General features: G+C 69.8%; 14 protein-coding genes. All 14 read left to right on the forward strand.

Annotated features, from left to right (window positions below; translation table 11 throughout):
- Nucleotides 1–26 precede the first annotated feature (26 nt).
- Nucleotides 27–1,253 (forward strand): argininosuccinate synthase, encoded by a 1,227-nt coding sequence (locus tag CBQ26_RS01315; protein ID WP_088246806.1) that lies wholly within the window; start codon nucleotides 27–29, stop codon nucleotides 1,251–1,253.
- 5 nt (nucleotides 1,254–1,258) lie between these two features.
- On the forward strand, nucleotides 1,259–1,789 hold the full coding sequence (locus tag CBQ26_RS01320; RefSeq protein ID WP_229844382.1) for a GNAT family N-acetyltransferase: 531 nt from the start codon (nucleotides 1,259–1,261) through the stop codon (nucleotides 1,787–1,789).
- Nucleotides 1,786–2,187 carry a hypothetical protein gene (locus CBQ26_RS01325; protein ID WP_088246807.1) on the forward strand — a complete coding sequence of 134 codons (402 nt, stop codon included), beginning with the start codon at nucleotides 1,786–1,788 and terminating at the stop codon, nucleotides 2,185–2,187. Before CBQ26_RS01320 ends, CBQ26_RS01325 begins: the two co-directional genes overlap by 4 nt.
- Nucleotides 2,188–2,336: 149 nt before the next feature.
- Complete coding sequence (locus tag CBQ26_RS01330; protein ID WP_088246808.1) at nucleotides 2,337–2,741, forward strand: hypothetical protein; 405 nt, start codon at nucleotides 2,337–2,339, stop codon at nucleotides 2,739–2,741.
- A gap of 24 nt (nucleotides 2,742–2,765) precedes the next feature.
- Nucleotides 2,766–4,163, forward strand: a complete 1,398-nt coding sequence (gene argH / locus CBQ26_RS01335; RefSeq protein ID WP_088246809.1) for an argininosuccinate lyase — start codon at nucleotides 2,766–2,768, stop codon at nucleotides 4,161–4,163.
- A 55-nt stretch (nucleotides 4,164–4,218) separates the two neighbouring features.
- Complete coding sequence (locus CBQ26_RS01340) at nucleotides 4,219–4,704, forward strand: GNAT family N-acetyltransferase (protein WP_088246810.1); 486 nt, start codon at nucleotides 4,219–4,221, stop codon at nucleotides 4,702–4,704.
- Nucleotides 4,705–4,857: 153 nt separating this feature from the next.
- Nucleotides 4,858–5,310, forward strand: coding sequence for a GNAT family N-acetyltransferase (locus tag CBQ26_RS01345; RefSeq protein WP_088246811.1), 453 nt, complete (start codon nucleotides 4,858–4,860; stop codon nucleotides 5,308–5,310).
- A 73-nt stretch (nucleotides 5,311–5,383) separates the two neighbouring features.
- On the forward strand, nucleotides 5,384–5,911 hold the full coding sequence (locus CBQ26_RS01350; RefSeq protein ID WP_088246812.1) for an N-acetyltransferase: 528 nt from the start codon (nucleotides 5,384–5,386) through the stop codon (nucleotides 5,909–5,911).
- An 86-nt stretch (nucleotides 5,912–5,997) separates the two neighbouring features.
- Nucleotides 5,998–7,683 carry a hypothetical protein gene (locus CBQ26_RS01355; RefSeq protein WP_229844383.1) on the forward strand — a complete coding sequence of 562 codons (1,686 nt, stop codon included), beginning with the start codon at nucleotides 5,998–6,000 and terminating at the stop codon, nucleotides 7,681–7,683.
- Between the two features lie 70 nt (nucleotides 7,684–7,753).
- Complete coding sequence (carA, locus tag CBQ26_RS01360) at nucleotides 7,754–8,938, forward strand: glutamine-hydrolyzing carbamoyl-phosphate synthase small subunit (protein ID WP_088246813.1); 1,185 nt, start codon at nucleotides 7,754–7,756, stop codon at nucleotides 8,936–8,938.
- 241 nt (nucleotides 8,939–9,179) lie between these two features.
- Nucleotides 9,180–9,719, forward strand: a complete 540-nt coding sequence (locus CBQ26_RS01365; RefSeq protein WP_088246814.1) for a hypothetical protein — start codon at nucleotides 9,180–9,182, stop codon at nucleotides 9,717–9,719.
- A 40-nt stretch (nucleotides 9,720–9,759) separates the two neighbouring features.
- Nucleotides 9,760–11,793 carry a DUF11 domain-containing protein gene (locus CBQ26_RS22760; RefSeq protein ID WP_088246815.1) on the forward strand — a complete coding sequence of 678 codons (2,034 nt, stop codon included), beginning with the start codon at nucleotides 9,760–9,762 and terminating at the stop codon, nucleotides 11,791–11,793.
- Nucleotides 11,794–11,943: 150 nt separating this feature from the next.
- Nucleotides 11,944–14,808: a DUF7507 domain-containing protein gene (locus CBQ26_RS01375; RefSeq protein ID WP_229844384.1), complete on the forward strand. Its 2,865-nt coding sequence runs from the start codon at nucleotides 11,944–11,946 to the stop codon at nucleotides 14,806–14,808.
- The gene (locus tag CBQ26_RS01380) at nucleotides 14,809–19,677 is read left to right on the forward strand and encodes a DUF11 domain-containing protein (RefSeq protein ID WP_088246816.1); all 4,869 of its coding nucleotides are present in this window, start codon (nucleotides 14,809–14,811) and stop codon (nucleotides 19,675–19,677) included.
- Nucleotides 19,678–19,686: the final 9 nt, after the last annotated feature.

Below are 19,686 nucleotides of genomic sequence, written 5' to 3' on the forward strand. Positions count from 1 at the left end.
TTCACGCAGACAGGAGACAATCAGTCATGGCAAAAGAAAAGATCGTACTCGCGTACAGCGGCGGCCTGGACACCAGCATCATCCTCAAGTGGCTCCAGACGGAAAAGAACTACGACGTGGTCTGCTTCACCGCCGACCTCGGCCAGGGTGACGAGGTCGAAGAAGCCCGCGTCAAGGCCCTGAACACCGGCGCGGTCGCCGCCTACGCGCTGGACCTGCGCGAGGAATTCGTGCGGGACTACGTGTTCCCCATGTTCCGCTCCTCGGCGCTGTACGAGGGCTACTACCTGCTGGGTACCTCCATCGCCCGCCCGCTGATCGCCAAGAAGATGGTCGAGATCGCCGGCAAGGAGGGCGCCGTCGCCGTCTCGCACGGCGCGACCGGCAAGGGCAACGATCAGGTGCGCTTCGAGATGACCGCCTACGCCCTGAAACCCGACATCGTCACCGTCGCCCCCTGGCGCGACTGGACCTTCCAGGGCCGCGCCGACCTCGAAGCCTTCGCCCACGAGCACGGCATCCCGGTCCCCACCACCAAGAAGGACCCCTGGAGCACCGACGCCAACCTCCTGCACATCAGCTACGAGGGCGGCATCCTGGAAGACCCCTGGGCCGAACCGCCCGCCCACATGTTCAAACTGACCGTGGACCCCGCCGACGCCCCCGATGAAGCCGAGTACGTGGAAATCGAGTTCGTCAACGGCGATCCCGTCGCCATCAACGGCGAGAAACTGTCGCCCGCCGCCCTGCTGGCCAAGGCCAACGAACTGGGCGGGAAGCACGGCGTGGGCCGCCTCGACCTCGTCGAGAACCGCTTCGTCGGCATGAAATCACGCGGCGTGTACGAGACGCCCGGCGGCACCGTCCTGTACCACGCCCGCCGCGCCGTCGAGAGCCTCACCCTGGACCGCGAGGTCCTGCACCAGCGCGACCAGCTCGCCCCCAAGTACGCCGAACTGGTCTACAACGGCTTCTGGTTCGCCCCGGAGCGCGAGGCCCTGCAGGTGTACTTCGACCACGTCGCCAGCAGCGTCACCGGCACCGCCCGCCTGAAACTCTTCAAGGGCAACTGCGTCACCGTGGGCCGCAAGGCCCCCCAGAGCCTGTACGACAAGGACCTCGTGAGCTTCGAGGCGGGCGGCGACTACAACCAGCACGACGCCGGCGCGTTCATCAAACTCAACGCCCTGCGCATGCGCGTCCAGGCCCGCGTGAAAGCCAAAGCCGACGCCCAGGAACCCGCCCAGGACTGAAGGCCGTGACCCACGCCCCCACCACGCTGCGCCCCGTGAACCCGGACGACATTCCCGCCTTCCACGCGGTCATGATGGCGGCCGGCATGGACCCCCGCAGCAGCTGGAACCGCATCACGCTCGCCGACCTGGAACGGTCCCTGCTGGCTCCCGGCGCGGGCGGGTTCCTGGCAGCCGGTGGGGGAGAGGTACTGGGCTGCGTCGGCTACCGCCCGGACGGTGACCGGACCCTGACCCTGAACAAACTCGCGACCGTCCCGCAGGCCCGCCGCCTCGGCGTGGGTCGCGCCCTGGTGCGCGAGGTCGAACACGTCGCCCGCATGGGCGGGTACGGGCGCGTGCTGCTGGCCGTCAGCCAGTTCAATCTGGACGTGCTGCCCTTCTACGACCGGCTCGGGTACACCGTCACCGACGAACCCTACTCGCACGCCCACCCGGACAGCCCCGCCCCGGTGGTGCTGGTGAAAGAGGTCCGGGCAGAGGAATCCGCCCCCGGCCACCCGATCACGCCTCTCACTGACAAGGACGCCCCATGACCCGACCCCACAGCCGCCCGACCTCCCGCGTCACGATCATGACCACCTTGGCACTGACCGTGTCGCTCGCGTCGTGTGCGCCATCCGTGCAGACCGGACCGGCGGCGGTGCGGCCACCGGACATCCGCCTGGGGGCCGCCATGCTGTTCGTGTCCCGCGTGAACGTCACGCAGTTCACCGAGGCCACGCCCGACGACCAGTTCGTGATCTTCCTGGACTGCCGCAACGGTGTGGTGGCCGCTGCCGACGTGAAACGCTTGGGCGTGGAGCAGGCCGCCACAGCCTGCCGTGAAGCGGACGCGCGGGAACGGCAGAAGACGGGCACGGTCGGAAACGCGCTGCTCGTGATGCTGTCGGCGGCAATGATCTTCTTTCTGTACGCCCTCGGCCTCTTGTGATCCCGTGGGCACTGGTCACGCCCAGGCCGGGAAGAATGAGGGCACGCCCATCCGGACAGCCCCGCCCCGGTGGTGCTGGTGAAAGAGGTCCGGGTAGAGGAAGCCGCCCGTGACCGCCCGATCCCGCCTCTCACTGACAAGGACACCCCATGACCCGACCCCACAGCCGCCCGACCTCCCGCGTCACGCTGATGTGCGCCCTGGCCCTGACTGCTGGTCTGGCCTCGTGTGCGCCGACCGTGCAGGGCCCGAACGGCGCGTACCGTCCGAAGACGCAGACTGGCGGGTACCGGCTGTTCGTGAAGGTGGTGCCCGTCTCCGAACTGACCGACGCGACGCCCGCAGACGTGTACGTGAGTTTTCCGCAGTGTCTGAACACCGTCGTGGCGGTGCCGGACGTGCGTCAGCTGGGTCCAGAGGCGGCGCTGGACGCCTGCCGGAAGACGGACGGCAGCGTGGTGGGACTGATTGCCGGGGGTGCGGTCGTGATCAGCGTGTTGCTCGGGTTCGCCCTGGCCCCGCTGGTGAAGATTCTCCAGTCGACGGGGAACTGACATGCCATTCAACGAGGACATGAAATGACGAATACGCAGGACAAGAAACTCTGGGGTGGGCGGTTCGCAGAGGCGACGGACGGGCTGGTCGAGCTGTTCAACGCGTCGGTGGGCTTCGATCAGCGGCTCGCGGAGCAGGATATTCGCGGCTCGCTGGCGCATGTGGCGATGCTGGGGCAGGTCGGGATTCTGAGTGCCGAGGAGGTAGCTCAGATAGGTGACGGCCTGAATGCCGTGCTGGCCGATATCCGCGCGGGGAATTTCGAGTGGCGCCTGGACCGCGAGGACGTGCATATGAACGTGGAGGCGGCCCTGCGGGACCGGATCGGGCCGGTGGCGGGGAAGTTGCACACGGCCCGCAGCCGCAACGATCAGGTGGCGGTGGATTTCCGGCTGTTCACGAAGGAAGCCGCGCTGGACCTGGCGGACAAGACCCGTGCCCTGCGCGCGGTGATGCTCGCGGAGGCTGGGAAGCACCTGGAAACCGAGGTGATCCTGCCCGGTTACACGCACCTTCAGGTGGCGCAGCCGATCCTGCTGAGTCACTGGTTCATGGCGTATGTGGCGATGCTGGAGCGTGACGAGGGCCGTTTCCGGGACGCGGCCGAGCGGATGGACGAGTCGCCGCTGGGGTCGTCGGCGCTGGCGGGGACGCCCTGGCCGGTGGACCGGCACGCGACGGCTTCGGCGCTGGGCTTCGCGCGGCCCACCGCGAACAGTCTGGACGGGGTGGGCAGCCGGGACTTCGCGCTGGAGTTCCTGAGTGCCTGCGCGATCCTGTCGGCGCACCTGTCGCGCCTGTCGGAGGAACTGATCCTGTACTCCACCTTCGAGTTCGGCTTCATCACCCTGCCGGATTCCCACACGACGGGCAGCAGCATCATGCCGCAGAAGAAGAACCCGGACGTGTCCGAACTGGCGCGCGGCAAGGCGGGCCGCGTGTTCGGGAACCTGATGGGTCTCCTGACGGTCGTGAAGGGCACGCCGCTGGCGTACAACAAGGACCTTCAGGAGGACAAGGAGGGCGTGTTCGACTCCTACGACACCCTGAGCATCGTGCTGCGCCTGTACGCCGAGATGATGCCGAAGACCGTCTGGCACGCCGACGTGACCCGCGCCGCCGCCGCACGCGGCTACTCCACGGCGACCGACGTGGCGGACTTCCTGGCCCGGCAGGGCGTCCCGTTCCGCGAGGCGCACGAGGTCGTGGGCGGACTGGTCGGTGTGGCCAGTCGCAGTGGGCGGCAGCTGTGGGACCTCACCGACGAGGAACTGCGCGCCGCGCATCCCCTGCTGAACGCGGAGGTCGCGCAGTCCCTGACCGTCGAGGAGAGCGTCCGTGGGCGCGCCAGTTTCGGCGGGACCGCCCCGCACCGCGTCCGTGAGGCCATCGAGCACGCAACGGCCCGCCTGAACTCCTGAACTCCGCCCCTGATCCGTCCCCCCACCCTCTGTCCCGGTCCCCTGGAGGAACCCCATGACCCTGACTGACATGCACGTGAAACTTCGTCAGGCCGCCCCGGCGGACCTGCCCACCGTCCTGGACCTCCTGACCCGCTGCGGGCTGCACACGGGCAGCGTGGACCTGGGGGCCGGCACCTACTGGATCGCGGATCTGGACGGCGTGCCCGGCGGCTGCATCGGCCTGGAGCACGGGCAGGGCGTCAGCCTGATCCGTTCGACGGCGGTGCTGCCGGAGGCCCGCAGCCAGGGTCTGGGCCGCGCGCTGGTGCGTTCGGCACTCACGCACGCCAGCCTGCGCGGGGACCGCACGGTGTTCCTGTTCAGCTCGGAAGCGGGGGATTACTGGACGCGCTTCGGCTTCGGGCCGTCGAGTGCCGCCGAGATCGCGGGCGCGCTGCCGGACGTGCCACAGGTGAAAAGCGGCCTGAGCAAGGGCTGGATCGACGAGGAACTCGTGTGGCGGCTGGACCTGCCGCAGCCCGAGGTGACGCGGGGGTGACGATCTTCCGTCCGTTCCTTCCGGGCCGGTCCTCACGGGCGCGGCCGTGGCAGTGCTTCCACGCGGGCATGCGCTATGCTGTCGCCACGCAAAACCCGTGTCGACCTGCGGTCACCGTGACCGCCGAGCTTACTTTCATCAAAGGAGCACCGCATGACCGATTCCAGCGTTCAGATCCGCATGGCCAGCCCCGCCGACCGGGACACCGTCACCCGCGTCTTTCACGACGCCGGGCTGGATACCGACGCCACGCTGGCGGACGGCACGACCTACTGGGTGATGGAACGGGGTGGGCAGCCGGTCGGCGCGATCGGCCTGGAGCACGGCGAGGGAGCCTCGCTGCTGCGCGGGGCGGCCGTGCTGCCCGAGGCGCGGGGTGGCGGCCTGGGCCGGCGGCTGGTCATGAGCGCCGTGGAGTACGCGCAGGGACGCGGGGACCGCGCGATCTACATGTTCAGCAAGGGGGGCGACTGGGGCACCTTCGGGTTCCAGCAGGTGCCGCTGGCCGTCGTGATGGGCGACGTGCCGGACGCCCCGCAGGTGCAGGCGTACCGCGCGCGTGGCGACCGTCCCGGCGGCACCACCTGGATGCGCTCCCTGAGCTGAGGACCGCGTGGGGTGTGGGGCTGTTCCCACGTCCCACGCCGCGCTTCTCACGCCCGGTCCGTCGGGGGCAGAGATGACGCTCTCCCTGGAGTCCATCGCCGTGCCGGACATCCATCCGGACGCGCCGCTGGTGACGCGCAAGGCGCGCCTGTCGGACATCGAGGCGATTCACGAACTGATCGGGTACTGGGCGGCGCGCGGGCTGATGCTGGTCCGGTCGCGGGCGCTGCTGGCCGAGACCATCCGGGACTTTCACCTCGTGCTGGCCGAACCGCACGACGGGCGGCCCGGCGGTCTGGCCGGGGTGTGCGGCCTGCACATGCTGGCCCCGGACCTCGCGGAGGTGCGCGGGCTGGCCATCCACCCGAACATGCAGGGGCGCGGGCTGGGCCGTGACCTCGTGGCCGCCTGCGAACGCGAGGCCCGCGAGATCGACCTGCCGGCCCTGTTCGCCTGGACGTACCAGCAGGGCTTCTTCGAGAAGTGCGGCTTTACCCGCATTGACAAGACGAACCTGCACCCGAAGGTCTGGAGCGAGTGCCAGCGCTGCGCGTTCTTCGAGAACTGCAACGAGATCGCCATGTACCGGGAGCTGCGGTGAGCGGGCGCCGGGCGTCCGGACTGTGCGGCGGGTCATCCGCTGAAGTGCTGACGCGCTCCGTGCCTGCGACCCCTACGATGAAGTTCATGAAACCCATGCACGCTGCCGCTGCCCTCACCTTCGCCCTCGCCGCCACGGCCTCCGCGCAGGGCACCTCTGCACAGGGCGCCTCTGCCCAGGGACCGCTGACGGCGCACCTGCCGGCCGGGGCGCTCCTGACCCTGGAGACGCGGGGGGCCGCCCCGGCCTTCGACCGCCTGACCGGCGTGATCGGCAGCGTGCTGGACGGCGTGGCCGACGCGGGCGACGAGGACCTGGAAGCCTCCGGCGCGATGCTGCGCGGCTTCAGCGGCATCCTGGCCGACTCGGTGGGCCGCGAGGGCGTGGCCGGCGTGTTCACGGTGCAGGGCCGGGGCGGGACGTTCACGCCGGCGCTGCTGGCCGTGGCGCGCACGGGTGACCTGTCCGCCGAACTGTTCTCGTCGTTCATTCCGAAGAAGAAGGGCGCGCGGGTCGGGGCGTACCCCTTCGTGCGCAGCGGGAACCTGTTCGCGGGGCAGGCGAACGGACTGGTGTACCTGTCGAGCGACAAGGCGCTGCTGATGTCGTACCTGGGCCGCCTGAGCGGGAAGGCCGCGCCGACCCTGGCGGCCTCCGCGCCGTACACGCAGGCGACCCGCGCAGCCGGGCCGGTGCAGCTGGGCGCGTACCTGAACTTCTCGGCGACCGCCAAGGTGATCCGCGGGCAGTTCTCGCAGTTCATGCTGCCGCGCCTGCTGTCGCCAGTCGTGGACGCCCTGGACACCCTGGGGCAGGTGGCGGGCGGCCTGACCACCACCGACGCGGGCCTGAACACCGTCTCGGCGCAGGTCGTGAACACGGCCGGGAAGGACCGCCCGCTGGCGCGCCTGCTGACCCACACCACCGACTTCGGCGTGCAGGACATCATTCCGGCCGATGCCGAAGCGGTGCAGGCGACCGCCTGCGCGCCCGAATCGAACGCCTACGCGGCCCGCTGGCTGACCCGCCTGGACCTGTTCGAGCCGTTCGGGTTCCTGACCGACAGCCAGCTGGCCAGCCACCTGGAACGCTCCGGGCAGTACCTGGGCAGCGAGTGCGCGCAGGTCACGCTGGCCGGCGGCCTGAAGGCGGGTCTGGACCAGTCGGACCCGCTGGCGGCCCTGGCGACCGCCGTGTCGTACCAGAGCGTGCGGGACCGCGCGGCCGCCGAGGCGCACCTGCCCGAGTACGCCCGCAGCGTGAACGAGGCCATCGCCGGGCTGCGCGTCACCCTGAAAGGCACGCTGGGCGACCTGATGAAGGGCGACATGGCCGGCATGGACGAGGACGGCGTGGCCGCCATGATGGCCGCCGGGTCCTTCGAGCAGATCGACGACCTGCTGGCCGGCCTGAAGATGGTGTACGCCTTCGAGGGCGACTACCTGATCACGGCCTTCAGCGAGGAGGCCCTCCAGGCCGCGCTGGCAGGTCAGGACGCGCCGCTCGCGCGGGACCCGGCGTTCCAGGCGGCGGGCCTGACCCTGACCGGCAGTGCCGGCTGGGGCTACCAGCCCGACTGGGCCGACGTCAGCGGCGACGACCTGATGGGCAGCCTGCCGGCCGAATTCGGCGAGATGGGGATGGAAGAGACGCTCGGCCCGGTGATGGACGCCATGGCCGGGGTGCTCAACCGCTACGACGGGATGACCTCACAGCGCAGCGTCGCGGGGAATGTCATCATCGGCAAGGCGAACGTGAAGTACCGCTGGTAAGACGGCGGGAAGGTCACGCGCGCCGGGCCATGAAACGCGTCCGGAGAGGCGCGAATGGGGAGGAACGAACATGATCAGGAAAGAGCGGGCCATTCTGGCCCTGGAAGACGGCACGGTGTACCGCGGGTACGCCTTCGGGCACCGCGGCGAGACCGTCGGCGAGGTCGTGTTCAACACCTCCATGACCGGATACCAGGAGATCATGACCGATCCCTCGTACAACGGGCAGATCGTGACCATCACCTACCCGCATGTCGGGAACTACGGCGTGGCGATCTACGACATGGAAAGCAACAAGCCGTACGTGCGGGGCTTCATCTCGCGTGAATTCAGCGCCGAGTACAGCAACCACCGCGCGCAGCAGTCGCTCGAGGCGTTCATGCAGCAGTACGGCGTCGTGAGCATCCAGGGCATCGACACGCGCGCGCTGGTGCGCCGCCTGCGCACGGGCGGCGTGGTCAAGGGCGTCATCGCGCACCGCAGCTACACGCACCCGGAAGATCCGTACGGCGAGTTCACGCCCGCCGAGGAGCAGGTGTACGTGAGCCGCGCGCTGGGCCACCAGGACATCGACGGGCACGACATGACCCGCGAGGTCACGACCGCGCTGCCCTACGCCTTCCCGACGCTGCGGCACGGCAAGCGCGTGGTCCTGATGGACTTCGGGATCAAGCACACCATCATCGAGCGGCTGGCCGAGGTGGGCATCGAGCCCATCGTGGTGCCGGCCCACACCACCCCCGCGCAGATCATGGCGCTGCAACCGCACGGCCTGTTCCTGAGCAACGGCCCCGGCGACCCCGCGCCGCTGGAGTACGCGCACAAGACCGCCTGGGAACTGATGGGCCTGCTGCCCACCTTCGGCATCTGCCTAGGGCACCAGATTCTGGGGCTGGCGGCGGGCGGCCGGACCTTCAAGATGAAGTTCGGGCACCGCGGCGGCAACCAGCCGGTGAAGAATCTGTTAACGGGAAATGTGGAGATCACCTCCCAGAACCACGGGTACGCGGTGGACATCGATTCGATCCCGAACGGGGCCTTCGTGGCCACGCACGTGAACCTGAACGACGGCACCCTGGAAGGCATGGCGCACTCGCGCTACCCGGTGTTTTCCGTGCAGTACCACCCGGAGGCCAGCCCCGGCCCGCACGACAGCCGCTACCTGTTCGACCGCTTCATCGAGGAGATCGACGCCTTCGACGGGGGCAGCGGTACCCCCATTGCGAAAGCGAATTCTGGCCGTCTGGGGGTTTGACAACCGCCTTTGCTGACCCGATGATGGGCAGGAGCGGAAGGTGAGAAATTTCATAGTGACGCTTGGGTCAGTCGGAAGACTGTCAGAGTTCCACCCTCACCCCCGCCGCTCATCAGACCGGCCTGCCCAGACGGGGCGGCCACCCTGACCAACCAGCTGTTCCGGAGCTATGAACCACCTGGCGCAAACGGGCGCCTTGCCAGGTGTGGAGCCAGTGGCGCGACCGACAGAACGGAGGACTTTGTCCCCAGGCTGTCGGTCTTTTGTTGTCCCGGAGGTCATCCTGAAACGCATCGTCGCTCCCCTCCTCCTGCTGGCCACGGCCGCCGCCCAGACCAGCACGGTCCAGCAGAACGTGAAGTTCACGCTGAACCAGGACCTCGTCCGTCAGACGGTCACCGACGGCAAGACCACCGAGACCATCGTCGAGAACCCCAAGACCGTCCTGCCCGGCGACCTGCTGCGCGAACAGGTGACGCTCGTGAACACCTCGGGCCGCCGCGTCGGGCAGCTGCTCGTGAACGTCCCGGTTCCCAAGGGCACCGAGTTCGCCGCCCTGACCACCGCGAACACCGACCGCTGGAAGGTGCAGTACAGCATCGACGGCGGCAAGGCCTACAGCGTGGCCCCCACCCGCACCGTGACCGTCACCGAGAACGGCCGGACGGTGACCCGGCAGGTCGCCGCACCCCTGAGTGCCTACACCAACGTGCGCTGGACCGTCACCGGCATGAACCCGGACGAATCGCTGAAGCTCAGCTTCCGCGTCAAAGTCAAATAATTTCCCCCCACAACCGATCCATGCGCTCAGAGGAGAACACATGAAGAATTCCTGGAAGTTTGCCGCACTGCTCGCCGCGCTCGCCGCCGGCTCCGCCTCCGCCGCCACCCCGGCCGGCACCGTTATCACCAACATTGCCGAGATCGTCTTCACGCCCGAAGGTTCCCCGCCCGGAACGCCCCCCACCACCGTGCCCTCCAACCCGGTCACCACAACTGTGCTTCCGGTCCCCGACTTCACGATCTTAGTCAACGACAAGAGCGCTGTCGTCACTGCTCCGGACTACACTCAGCCCGGCCAGAGCACCACTGCCAAGCCTGGCGATACCGTGGTGTTCCCGTACACGCTGACCAACACCGGCAACGTGCCCAATGAGAGCTACACCCTGACGAACACCCCGGACCCCACGGCGGCCGTCAAGACCCCCGAGAACATCCGTTTCTTCCCGATCAGCGCCGACACCAACAACGACGGCACCCTGAGCCCCGCCGAGATCTTGGCGGCCACGCCCATCACTACCATCACCGGCGTGAACCAGGATCAGGCCGTCAAGTTCTTCCAGGTGTACACCATCCCGGCGACCGCCACCAGCACCGACAAGTTCGGCGGTGACCCCACCGGCGACCGTCAGGACAACCCGGCCTTCAACAACGACCCGGCCGTGCCGCGTGACGCTAACAACTCCAACGTCACCACCGTGGACCGCAAGGACGCCACCGTCATCGGCCCGAAAAACGACCCGGACGGCAACGGCAACCCCCTGACCCCTCCCTACCAGAGCACCGACACCACCCCTGTGACCATCACGCCCAGCGCCGCTGACACCCAGACCGCGCAGGCCACGACCACCACCACCGTCGTCACCTTCACGAACACCGTGCAGAACACCGGCAACCGCCCCGACGTGTTCGACATCACCGCCGTCCAGGCGGGCTTCCCGACCGGGACCATCGTCACGCTGCTCAAGCCCGACGGCACCCCCCTGACCGACACCGACGGCGACGGCGTGCCCGACGTGGGCAGCCTGACCCCCGGCCAGACCGCCGACCTGCTCGTGCGCGTCACCTTCCCCGCCGGCAGCGCCCCTACGACCCCCGGCACCCAGCCGACCGTGACGGTCACCACGACCAGCAGCAATGACACCACCAAGAAGGACACCACCAAGGACATCGTGAGCCTGCCCGGCCTGTCCTTCGGGAACCCCACCCCCAACCAGATCGGCGGTGACCCGACCCCGGTCGGCACCCCCGAGGCAGGCCAGCCCGGCAACCCCCTCACGCCGATCATCCCGCCCACCACCTGCACCGCGACCTCCCCGGCCATCCAGTCCACGGTCGCCATGGAGATCGCCAACCTGGGCAGCGCCCCCGACACCTTCGACATCAGCGGCACCGCGCCCATCAAGCTGACCGACGGCACCACCCAGAACGTCGCCGTGAAGTACTTCGTGGACGCCAACGGCAACAAGGCCCTGGACACCGGCGAGGTCGCCCTGACCGACACCAACGCCAACGGTACCCCCGACACCGGCCTGCTCGCCCCCGGCGCCGAACTGAAGCTGATCGCCGTGGTCGACGTGCCCTGCGCCGCCGCCGCGCAGACCATCACCCTGAACCAGACCGCCAAGTCCCCCACGACCGGCGCGACCGTCACCGACAAGAACGACACCATTACGGTCGGCACCACCCCTGTGGCCAAACCCGTCAAGACCGTTGACAAGGCCGAGGTCAAACCCGGTCAGCAGCTGACCTACACCATCATCGGCACGAACACCAGCAACGCCAACGTGACCAAGGCCTTCATCCGGGACACGCTCCCCGCTAACACGTCCTTCAGCACGACGCGCACTGCCCCGGCTCCCCAGGACCGTTTCTTCGCCAAGAGTAATGCCACCGGCACCATCCTGTACTCGACCAACGGCACCGACTGGAGTCCTACCGAGATCGCTGTTCTGCCTGACGGCGGCACTGTGTACGCCGGCGTGGACACCAACGGCAACGGCACCATCGACACTGGCGACATCCTGGCCCCCGGCCAGACCATCACCGGCACCTTCACCGTCACGGTGAAGTAAGGCCCGCAGGCGCGCCCGGCCCCGCAGTGCGGCGGCGGGCGCGCCCGGCTCCCACGGGGGAGTTCCACTTTTTCCCCGACTCCCCCGCCCCCTTCCCTCACAACACGAGAAGCCGTTTTTCGAGAACAGAAACACCCTCCGGGAGGCAACGTGCGAAAACCCTCTGTGCTCCACACGCTGACAGCGCTGATCCTGACCCTGGTCGGACCGGCGTCCGCGGCGGGCACGCCAGCCGGCACCGTGATCCAGAACTCCGCCGTTCTGGAATTCACGCCGGAAGGCGGCCCGCCCACATCCATTCCCACCCCGCCCGTCCAGACGACCGTCACGGCCGTGTGTGCCGCGAGCGTCCTGCCCAACGGCACGGTCGCCGCGCCGGGGCAGAGTTTCGACCTGCTGCCCGGCGAGAGTGCGGTCCTGCGCTACGTGGTGGGCAACAGCGGGAACGCCCGCAACACCCTGAACCTGCGCGTCAGTGACGCCGGATCGCAGTTCACGCCCGGCACCCTCACCATTCACGAGGACCTGAACGGCAACGGCCAGATCGACCCGAACGAGCCGGCCGTCACGGCCCTCACCCTGGCCGCCGACGAGACCCGCCCGGTCCTGGTGCGCGTCACGACCGCCGCTGCCAACCGTGGCAGCGCGTACCTGAACCTGATCGCCGACTGCGCCACGAACGCCAGTGGCCGCCCCGGCGAGACCGACGACGACAACGTCGCGCGCGTGCGCGTGGGCGAACCGCCGGCCCTGACGCTCGGCAAGACCTTCACGCCCGCCGTGATCCGCCCCGGCCAGGACACCCTGGTGACCCTCACGGCCCGCAACGCCGGCCAGGGCGCCTCGCGGCCCGTGACCGTCACGGACTTTCTGAACACCCCGGACATGCGTGACTTCGTGTTCCGCAGCGCCAGCGCCGCCCTGACGGGGGGCGGCGTCATCGAGTACAGCGCCGATGGCAGCAGCTGGTCCGCCAGCGAGACCGCCCCGGTCCGCGCCGTCCGCGCCCGCGCCGACAGCCTCGCCCCCGGCGAGACCCTGACCCTGACCTTCCGCCTGACCGCGCCCGACACCGACCTCGGCACCCGCCGCAACGTCGCGCAGCTGCGCAGCAGCGACGTGAGCGTGGACGCCCCGGCCGACGTGACCGTGCGCTTCACGCCCAGCATCGCCCTCGGGCCGATCAGCAACCCCGAGGCGCTGCCCGGCGGTGAACTCAGCGCCGACGACAAACAGGTGCGCCAGAACGCCCTGATCGGCCAGGAAGTCTGCTTCCCGCACACCGTCAAGAACCTCGGCGACCGCCCGGACACCATCACGATCACGGGACGCATCGCCATCGGGCAGGGCACCATCCGCTTCACGGAGCGTGACGGCACGCCCATCAGCGAACCGTTCATCGTGCCGGACCTCGCGCCGCAGGGCACCCGTGACTTCAACGCCTGCTACGTCACCACCCGCAGCGGCAGCAGCAGCGCCGCCGAGGACCTGCGCGCCGAACTGACCGCCCGCAGCAGCCGGGGCGCGGCCGACAACCTGACGGTCGACTGCATCCTGAGCGTCTCGCCCAACCTGCTCGCCCCGGTCAAAACCGGCGACGCCGGCGAGGGCCTCGTCGCGCCGGGACAGGTCATCACGTACACCCTGCGCTTCCAGAACCTCCAGAACTTCCCGCTGACGAACGTGGTCGTGCGCGACAACCTGCGCCGCCTGCAGATCCTGGACACCGCCGGACAGGTCACCCGCACCGACCTCCTGGAGTTCGTCTCGGCCGACCAGGGCGGCCTGCCCGAGGGTGACGAGGTCGTGTGGCGCTTCGCGCGCCTGAACCCCGGCGACAGCATCAGCCTGACCCTGCGCGGGCGCGTGCCTGCCGCCACGCCCGACGGCGCGCGCATGGTGAACACCTTCACCGTCAGCAGCAGCGAGGTGCCGGAACCCACCCCCTCGAACGAGGTCGTGAACGGCGTGTTCGACGCCGCCAACCTGACGCTCGTCAAGAGCAGCAGCCCCGCCACCGTCGCCTACGGTCAGACCATCACCTACACCTTCACCGTCACCAACCGCAGCGCCACCGCCGCCCTGCAGGAAATCAAGGTCACGGACAACCTGCCGGCCGGCCTGAACTACGTCAGCGGCAGCAGCCGCCTGAACGGCGCCGAGATCCTCCCGACCGTCACGGGCCGCGAGTACGTGTGGCTGATTCCGGGCCTCGCCCCCGGCGCGACCGCCGTGATCACCTTCGACGCCGTCGTCACGCCCGACGCCGGCACGCAGATCCGCAACAGCGCCGTCGCCACCGCCATCAGCAACGACGGGCAGACCCAGACGCCGCCCAGCAGCGCCCTGAACGCCATCGACCCGCTGATCTTCGGCCGCAACACCGCCGACCTCGTCGGGTACGTGTTCCTGGACGTGAACCGCAACGGCGTGTACGACCGCGGCACCGACATTCCCTGCCAGAACGCCCGCGTGATCCTGGCCGGCGGCCGCACCGCCCTGACCGACGCCGAGGGCCGCTACCACTTCCGCAACCTGACCGAAGGCACGGCCGCGCTGCGCCTGGACCCGAACTCGGTCGCCGCGCAGAACATCAGCGTCCCGCAGGACGCCGGCCGTCCCGGCAGCCGCGTGGTGTTCGTGCGGAACCTGACCAGCGTGGACTTCCCGCTGGCCCCCGAGGCCGGTGACATCGCCGTGATCCGCGACACCACCCTGCGCGTGACCAGCACCCTGCCCGGCCAGCCCGAACGCAGCCTGGTGATCCGCAAGTCGCTGTTCGCGACCGACGAACCCGGCGAGTACCGCGTGCAGCTGATCCTCGGCGCGGGCGCCGACCTGAACGGCGTGACCGTCACGGACCCCCTGCCGCAGGGCGCGGTCCTGACCGACGGCCAGAACGTCCTGACCTACGACACGCTTGCCAGCGGGGAACGCGCGGTGACCTACCGCTTCCGCTGGGCAGGCGACCCTAAAGGCGCCGTCACCGACCCGACGGCCAGCTGGAGGTACTGAGTGAAACGCGCCATCACCACCCTGACGGCGGCACTCCTCGGCTCGGCAGCAGCGCAGGAAATCGCCACGTCCCTCCCCCTGACCTCCGTCGGCAACAAGCTGATGTGGACGGTCGGCGACCAGGACCTGAGACTGATCGTGGGCCTCAGCTCCCGCGTGCAGCTCGACGTGTACGGCGCTCAGTTCGACCCGCAGGACTACCGCAGCGACGACTACTACGGAGACGAGAACTACTCCACCGAACGCCCCAAGGCCCCGGTCAGCTCGACCTTCACGCTGGTGAACGCCGACGGGCAGGTCGTGCGTGAACAGAACTTCGGCGTGGGCGCCCAGGACTGGCAGACCTTCCTGAACGACGACCTGCCGGCCGGCACCTACACCCTGAAGGTCCGCACCGACGGCAACGGCAAGAACACCTTCGCGTTCCGCCTGAACTCGATCAGCGCCGCTGTCGAGGCCGACCACCTGAACGTCACCATCCGCAGCAACGACTGGGTGCCGGCCCTGAACGTCGCCAACCCCGGCGGCCCCATGGGCATCCGCATGTACGACGGCGACGGGCCGGGCGAACTGGAAGCCGAACTGCGCGACGCGCAGGGCAACGCCTACCCGGTCAAGGTGAGCGGTCAGCTGCAGTGGGACGACATCCGGGTGCCGGAAGCGGCCGGGAACTACACCCTGTACCTGCGCCAGCCGAAAGACACGTACCAGTACTCCAACTCGGTCGGGTTCGAACTCACGACCGGGCCGATCAAGATCGTCACGGCCGACACCACCGGCCGCCTGGAAATCCGCGCCGAACTGGTGCTGCCCGACGAGACGCTGCCCACCCAGGCGACCGTCACGGTCGGCGAGCAGACCTACGACGTGCGCGGCGCGGCCGGTCCGTTCACGGTGCCCGTCAAGGAGTACCCGGTGACGGCCGAGCCGGTCAAGGGCGCCGAGGTCACGCTGAACGCCCCGGCCGTCACGGTCGTCAAGCAGCAGACCGCCCGCGTGGACGTGCAGGTCAAGCCCAGCGTGAACCTGAACTTCGTGGCCGACAAGCCCGAGGTGTGCGTGGGCGACGTGGTCACCTTCACGGCCCGCGCCACCACTGAGTTCGAGCGGCAGACCCTGCCCGCCAACCTGCGCGTGAAACTGCCTGAAGGCTTCACGGCCGCCGGTGACACCACCGTCACGGCCCGCGTGGACGCTGCCAACCCCGGCGTGCTGACCTTCGAGGCGAAGGCCGAGGCGGCCGGCAGCGGCACCTTCACCGCCACCCTGGCCCCCTGGAACCGCACGCAGGACCTGAACGTGCGTGTCCTGCCGACCGCCACGCAGATCGAACTGCGCCGCGCGCCGCTGCCCGACACGCTGGCCGGCGAGACGGTCACGGTCAGCCTGACCCTGAAGAACACCAGCGGCGCGCCCGCCCCGTACACCCTGACCGACGCGCCCGGCGAGACGCTCGAAGCGCTGGACCCCACCAGCTTCAGCGGCGAACTGCAACCCGGCGAGGCAAAGACCCTCAGCTACCGCGCCCGCGTCAAGGGTGACGGCGGCGCGCAGGGCCAGCTGAGCGCCACCCTGAGCAGCAACTGCGCCAGCCAGCAGGTCGTGACCGGCGTGCAGACCGTGCAGACCCCGCCGCCGCCCGCCCCGACCCCGGTCGTGTCGGTCACGCGCGAGAGCAACGTCCGCATTCCCTTCGACGTGCCCAGCACCAAGAACGCCAATCAGGTGATCGTGGCGCACCAGCCGCCCGCCGGGGGCACCTACGTGCCGGGCAGCAGCCAGCTGAGCGGCCGGCCCATCGCCGACCCGCAGGTCGGACCCAGCGGCCGCTACTACTGGACCACGCCCGGCGCGGCGCGCGGCGTCCTGACCTACCGCGTCACGCACGAGGGCAACCTCCCGGCCCTGAGCAGCCCCACCCTGGTCGGCCGTTACGCGGGCGGCGTCCTGAACGTCCTCGTCGGCGACGGGAACCTGGACGACCTGAACAACCTGAGCGGCGTCACGGCCGCCCCCGCCGCACCCGAGAACGCCGGCGCCCTGAAACTCCCGCTGGACGGCACGGTGTACCGCGAACGCGACCGCATCACCGTCGCGGTGGAAAGCCCGGCCGACAGCGCCGCGCTGCCCAGCGTGAACGGCGTGCCCGTGGACCCCGCCACCCTGGGCCGCAAGAGCGTGGACGCCGCCACCGGCACCCAGCGCCAGGAGTTCTACGGCCTGCCGCTGCGCACCGGCGAGAACACCGTCACCTTCGGCGACCAGACGGTGCGGGTGTTCCTGGCCGGTACCCCGGTCCGCGCGGACCTGAAAGCCCAGCAGCTCGTCGCGGACGGCGTCACGCCCATCCGCATCGGCGTGCGCCTGACCGACGCGGCCGGCCTGACCACCGCCAGCAGCAACGTGACCGTGCAGACCAGCCTGGAACCCACCCAGGGCGACGCCCGCCCGCGCGTCGGCAGCTACCAGGTGAAACTGGTGGACGGCGAGGGCGTGCTGGAACTCGAACCGCTGTCCGCCCCCACCCGCTTCGACGTGCGCCTGCTGCTGGGTGACCGGGTCGTGACCCGCTCCTTCGAGGCGCTGCCCAGCAAGACCCGCGTGGGCATCGGCATGGTCAGCGTGGGCGCGATCCTCCAGGGCAGCGGCGTGGCCGCCGGCGAGGCGCGCGGGCAGGCGTACCTGGAAACGCCGGTCGGGGACGGCAAGCTGTACGTCGCGGCCAGCGGCGCCGTGAACGCCGACCGCACCGCCGCCGGCGTGACCATCGTCACGCAGGACCGCACGCAGGGCCTGCCGACCAGCAGCCCGCTCGACCGTTACCCGAACATGGGCGACAGCAGCAGCGAGAGCTTCCCGCTACAGGGCATCGACCCGGTCGCCGTGCGCTACGAGCACCCGGCCTTCAACGTGCAGTACCGTCAGGCGCCCCTGCCGGTCGACGTGTTCAACCTGGGCATCACGCCCACCGCCCTGAGCGGATTCACGCGCAGCAACCCGCAGGTGTCGGGCTTCGTGGCGGCGCTGCCCGGCGATCTGGTGCGCCGCACCCTGGACGCCCCCGGCACCCGCGTCCTGACCCTGCCCGACAGCGGCCTGCAACCCGACAGCGAGACGGTGGAACTCGTGACCACCGACCCGCGCACCGGCGAGCAGCAGGTCCGCACCCTGGTCCGCCTGAGCGACTACACCCTGGACGCCAGCGCCGGCGTGCTGTACTTCCAGCGGCCGGTGGACCTCGTGGACAGCGAGGGCCGCGACCAGCAGGTGCGTCTCAGCTACCGCCTGAACAACCCGCTGGGGGCGCGCACCCTGGCCTGGGGCGCGCAGGCCACCTACCGCGTCAGCGACACCCTGAGCGCCTCGGCGGCCGCCGTGCAGCTCGACGGCGTGACCAGCCTGGGCGTCCGCGCCCGCTACGGCGCCGACCGGAGCCGCGCGGACCTGCTCGCCGCGTACGCCGGCGGCGGCGCCCTGGTGGACGCCAGCGCCAGCCTGACCGGCGAGCGTCTGGGCGTGAACGCCAGCCTGCACTACCAGGGCGAGGACTACCGCGGCCTGAACGCCTCGGCCGCCGGGCTGGGCGTCACGGCCGACGCCAGCTACAAGCTCACGGACCGCCTGTCCGTCGCGGCGGCCGCCGCCTACAGCAGCGCGCCCGGCACGGATGGCGCGGCCGGCACCAGCGGCGGGCGCGCCGACCTGAAAGGCCTGTACAGCTTCTCGCCGTTCACGCTCGGGGCGGGCATCCGCGCCGGATTCGGGAACGAGCAGGGCGTGGCGGGCCTGCTGAGCGCCGCCTACAGCCAGGGCGGCCTGAGCGTCAGCGCCGAGCACGCCCAGGCGCTGAGCGGCACGCTCGACACCACCACGGTCCTCAAGGCCAGCGTGCCCGTCGCCGAGAACGTCACCCTGACCGCCCGCGACGACATCAACTGGGCCGAGGGCCACCGCGCCAGCCTGGGCCTGCAGTCCCGCCTGGGCATGACCAACCTGAACGTCCACTACGACCTGCCCGGCGCGGACGGCTGGGGCAACCGCGCCCGCTTCGGCGCGGACACCACCCTGCCCCTGAACGACACCACCAGCGTCGGCGTGAACGGCAGTTACGTGCTGGACCTCGACGGGAACGCCGAGGACACGGGCGGCTGGAACGCCGGCGTGGCCCTGCGCTACAAGACCGACCGCCTGAGCGGGACGCTCGCTGCCGACGCCACCTCCACCGGCGGGACCACTACCGGTGGGAACTTCAGCGTGGCCCTCAAGGGGGGCGCCAGCTACCGCCTGAACGAACAGCTGACCCTCAGCGCCGACGGCACCCAGGTGTTCGGCGCCGACAGCGGCAGCAACTACGCCGCGTCGGCCGCGCTGCGCGCCGGGCAGTGGCAGGGGCTGGCGTACCTGCGCTACCGCGACGGCGCGCTGGCCGGCAACACCCCGGAACTCATCGGCGAGGCGAACGTGGAATACCACGTCCCGCGCTACGCCGTGCGCGCCGGAATCGCCGGCCGCAGCCTGCTCGACCAGCCGGGCAGCGCCACGTACCAGGGCTCGGTCAGCGGCACGTACTACCTGAGCGACCAGTTTGGTCTGGGCCTCGCCGCGCGCGGCCTGATCCAGCCCGCCACCGGTTCGAGCCTGCTGAGCCTGGGCCTGGAAGGCAGCTACCGCGCCCTGCCCGGCACCTGGGTCACGCTGGGCTACAACCCGGTGGGTTTCCAGGGCATCGGCACGAACATCTACACCCGCCAGGGCCTGTACCTGCGCCTGGACCTGACGCTCGACGACGGCCAGCCGAACGGCACGAACCTGACCACACCGACCTCGCCCCCGCCACCCGAGAAGCCCGCGACCGGGGGAGGGGACTGATATGGGATA

The sequence above is a fragment of the Deinococcus indicus genome, assembly GCF_002198095.1.
Taxonomy (GTDB): Bacteria; Deinococcota; Deinococci; order Deinococcales; family Deinococcaceae; genus Deinococcus; species Deinococcus caeni.

Excerpts from the sequence above, each read along its gene's own strand:
- CBQ26_RS01315 (WP_088246806.1), top strand. The coding sequence starts at position 27 with ATGGCAAAAGAAAAGATCGTACTCGCGTACAGCGGCGGCCTGGACACC.
- CBQ26_RS22760 (WP_088246815.1), top strand. The coding sequence starts at position 9,760 with ATGAAGAATTCCTGGAAGTTTGCCGCACTGCTCGCCGCGCTCGCCGCC.
- CBQ26_RS01330 (WP_088246808.1), top strand. The coding sequence starts at position 2,337 with ATGACCCGACCCCACAGCCGCCCGACCTCCCGCGTCACGCTGATGTGC.
- CBQ26_RS01350 (WP_088246812.1), top strand. The coding sequence starts at position 5,384 with ATGACGCTCTCCCTGGAGTCCATCGCCGTGCCGGACATCCATCCGGAC.
- CBQ26_RS01325 (WP_088246807.1), top strand. The coding sequence starts at position 1,786 with ATGACCCGACCCCACAGCCGCCCGACCTCCCGCGTCACGATCATGACC.
- CBQ26_RS01345 (WP_088246811.1), top strand. The coding sequence starts at position 4,858 with ATGACCGATTCCAGCGTTCAGATCCGCATGGCCAGCCCCGCCGACCGG.
- argH (WP_088246809.1), top strand. The coding sequence starts at position 2,766 with ATGACGAATACGCAGGACAAGAAACTCTGGGGTGGGCGGTTCGCAGAG.
- carA (WP_088246813.1), top strand. The coding sequence starts at position 7,754 with ATGATCAGGAAAGAGCGGGCCATTCTGGCCCTGGAAGACGGCACGGTG.
- CBQ26_RS01340 (WP_088246810.1), top strand. The coding sequence starts at position 4,219 with ATGACCCTGACTGACATGCACGTGAAACTTCGTCAGGCCGCCCCGGCG.
- CBQ26_RS01355 (WP_229844383.1), top strand. The coding sequence starts at position 5,998 with ATGAAACCCATGCACGCTGCCGCTGCCCTCACCTTCGCCCTCGCCGCC.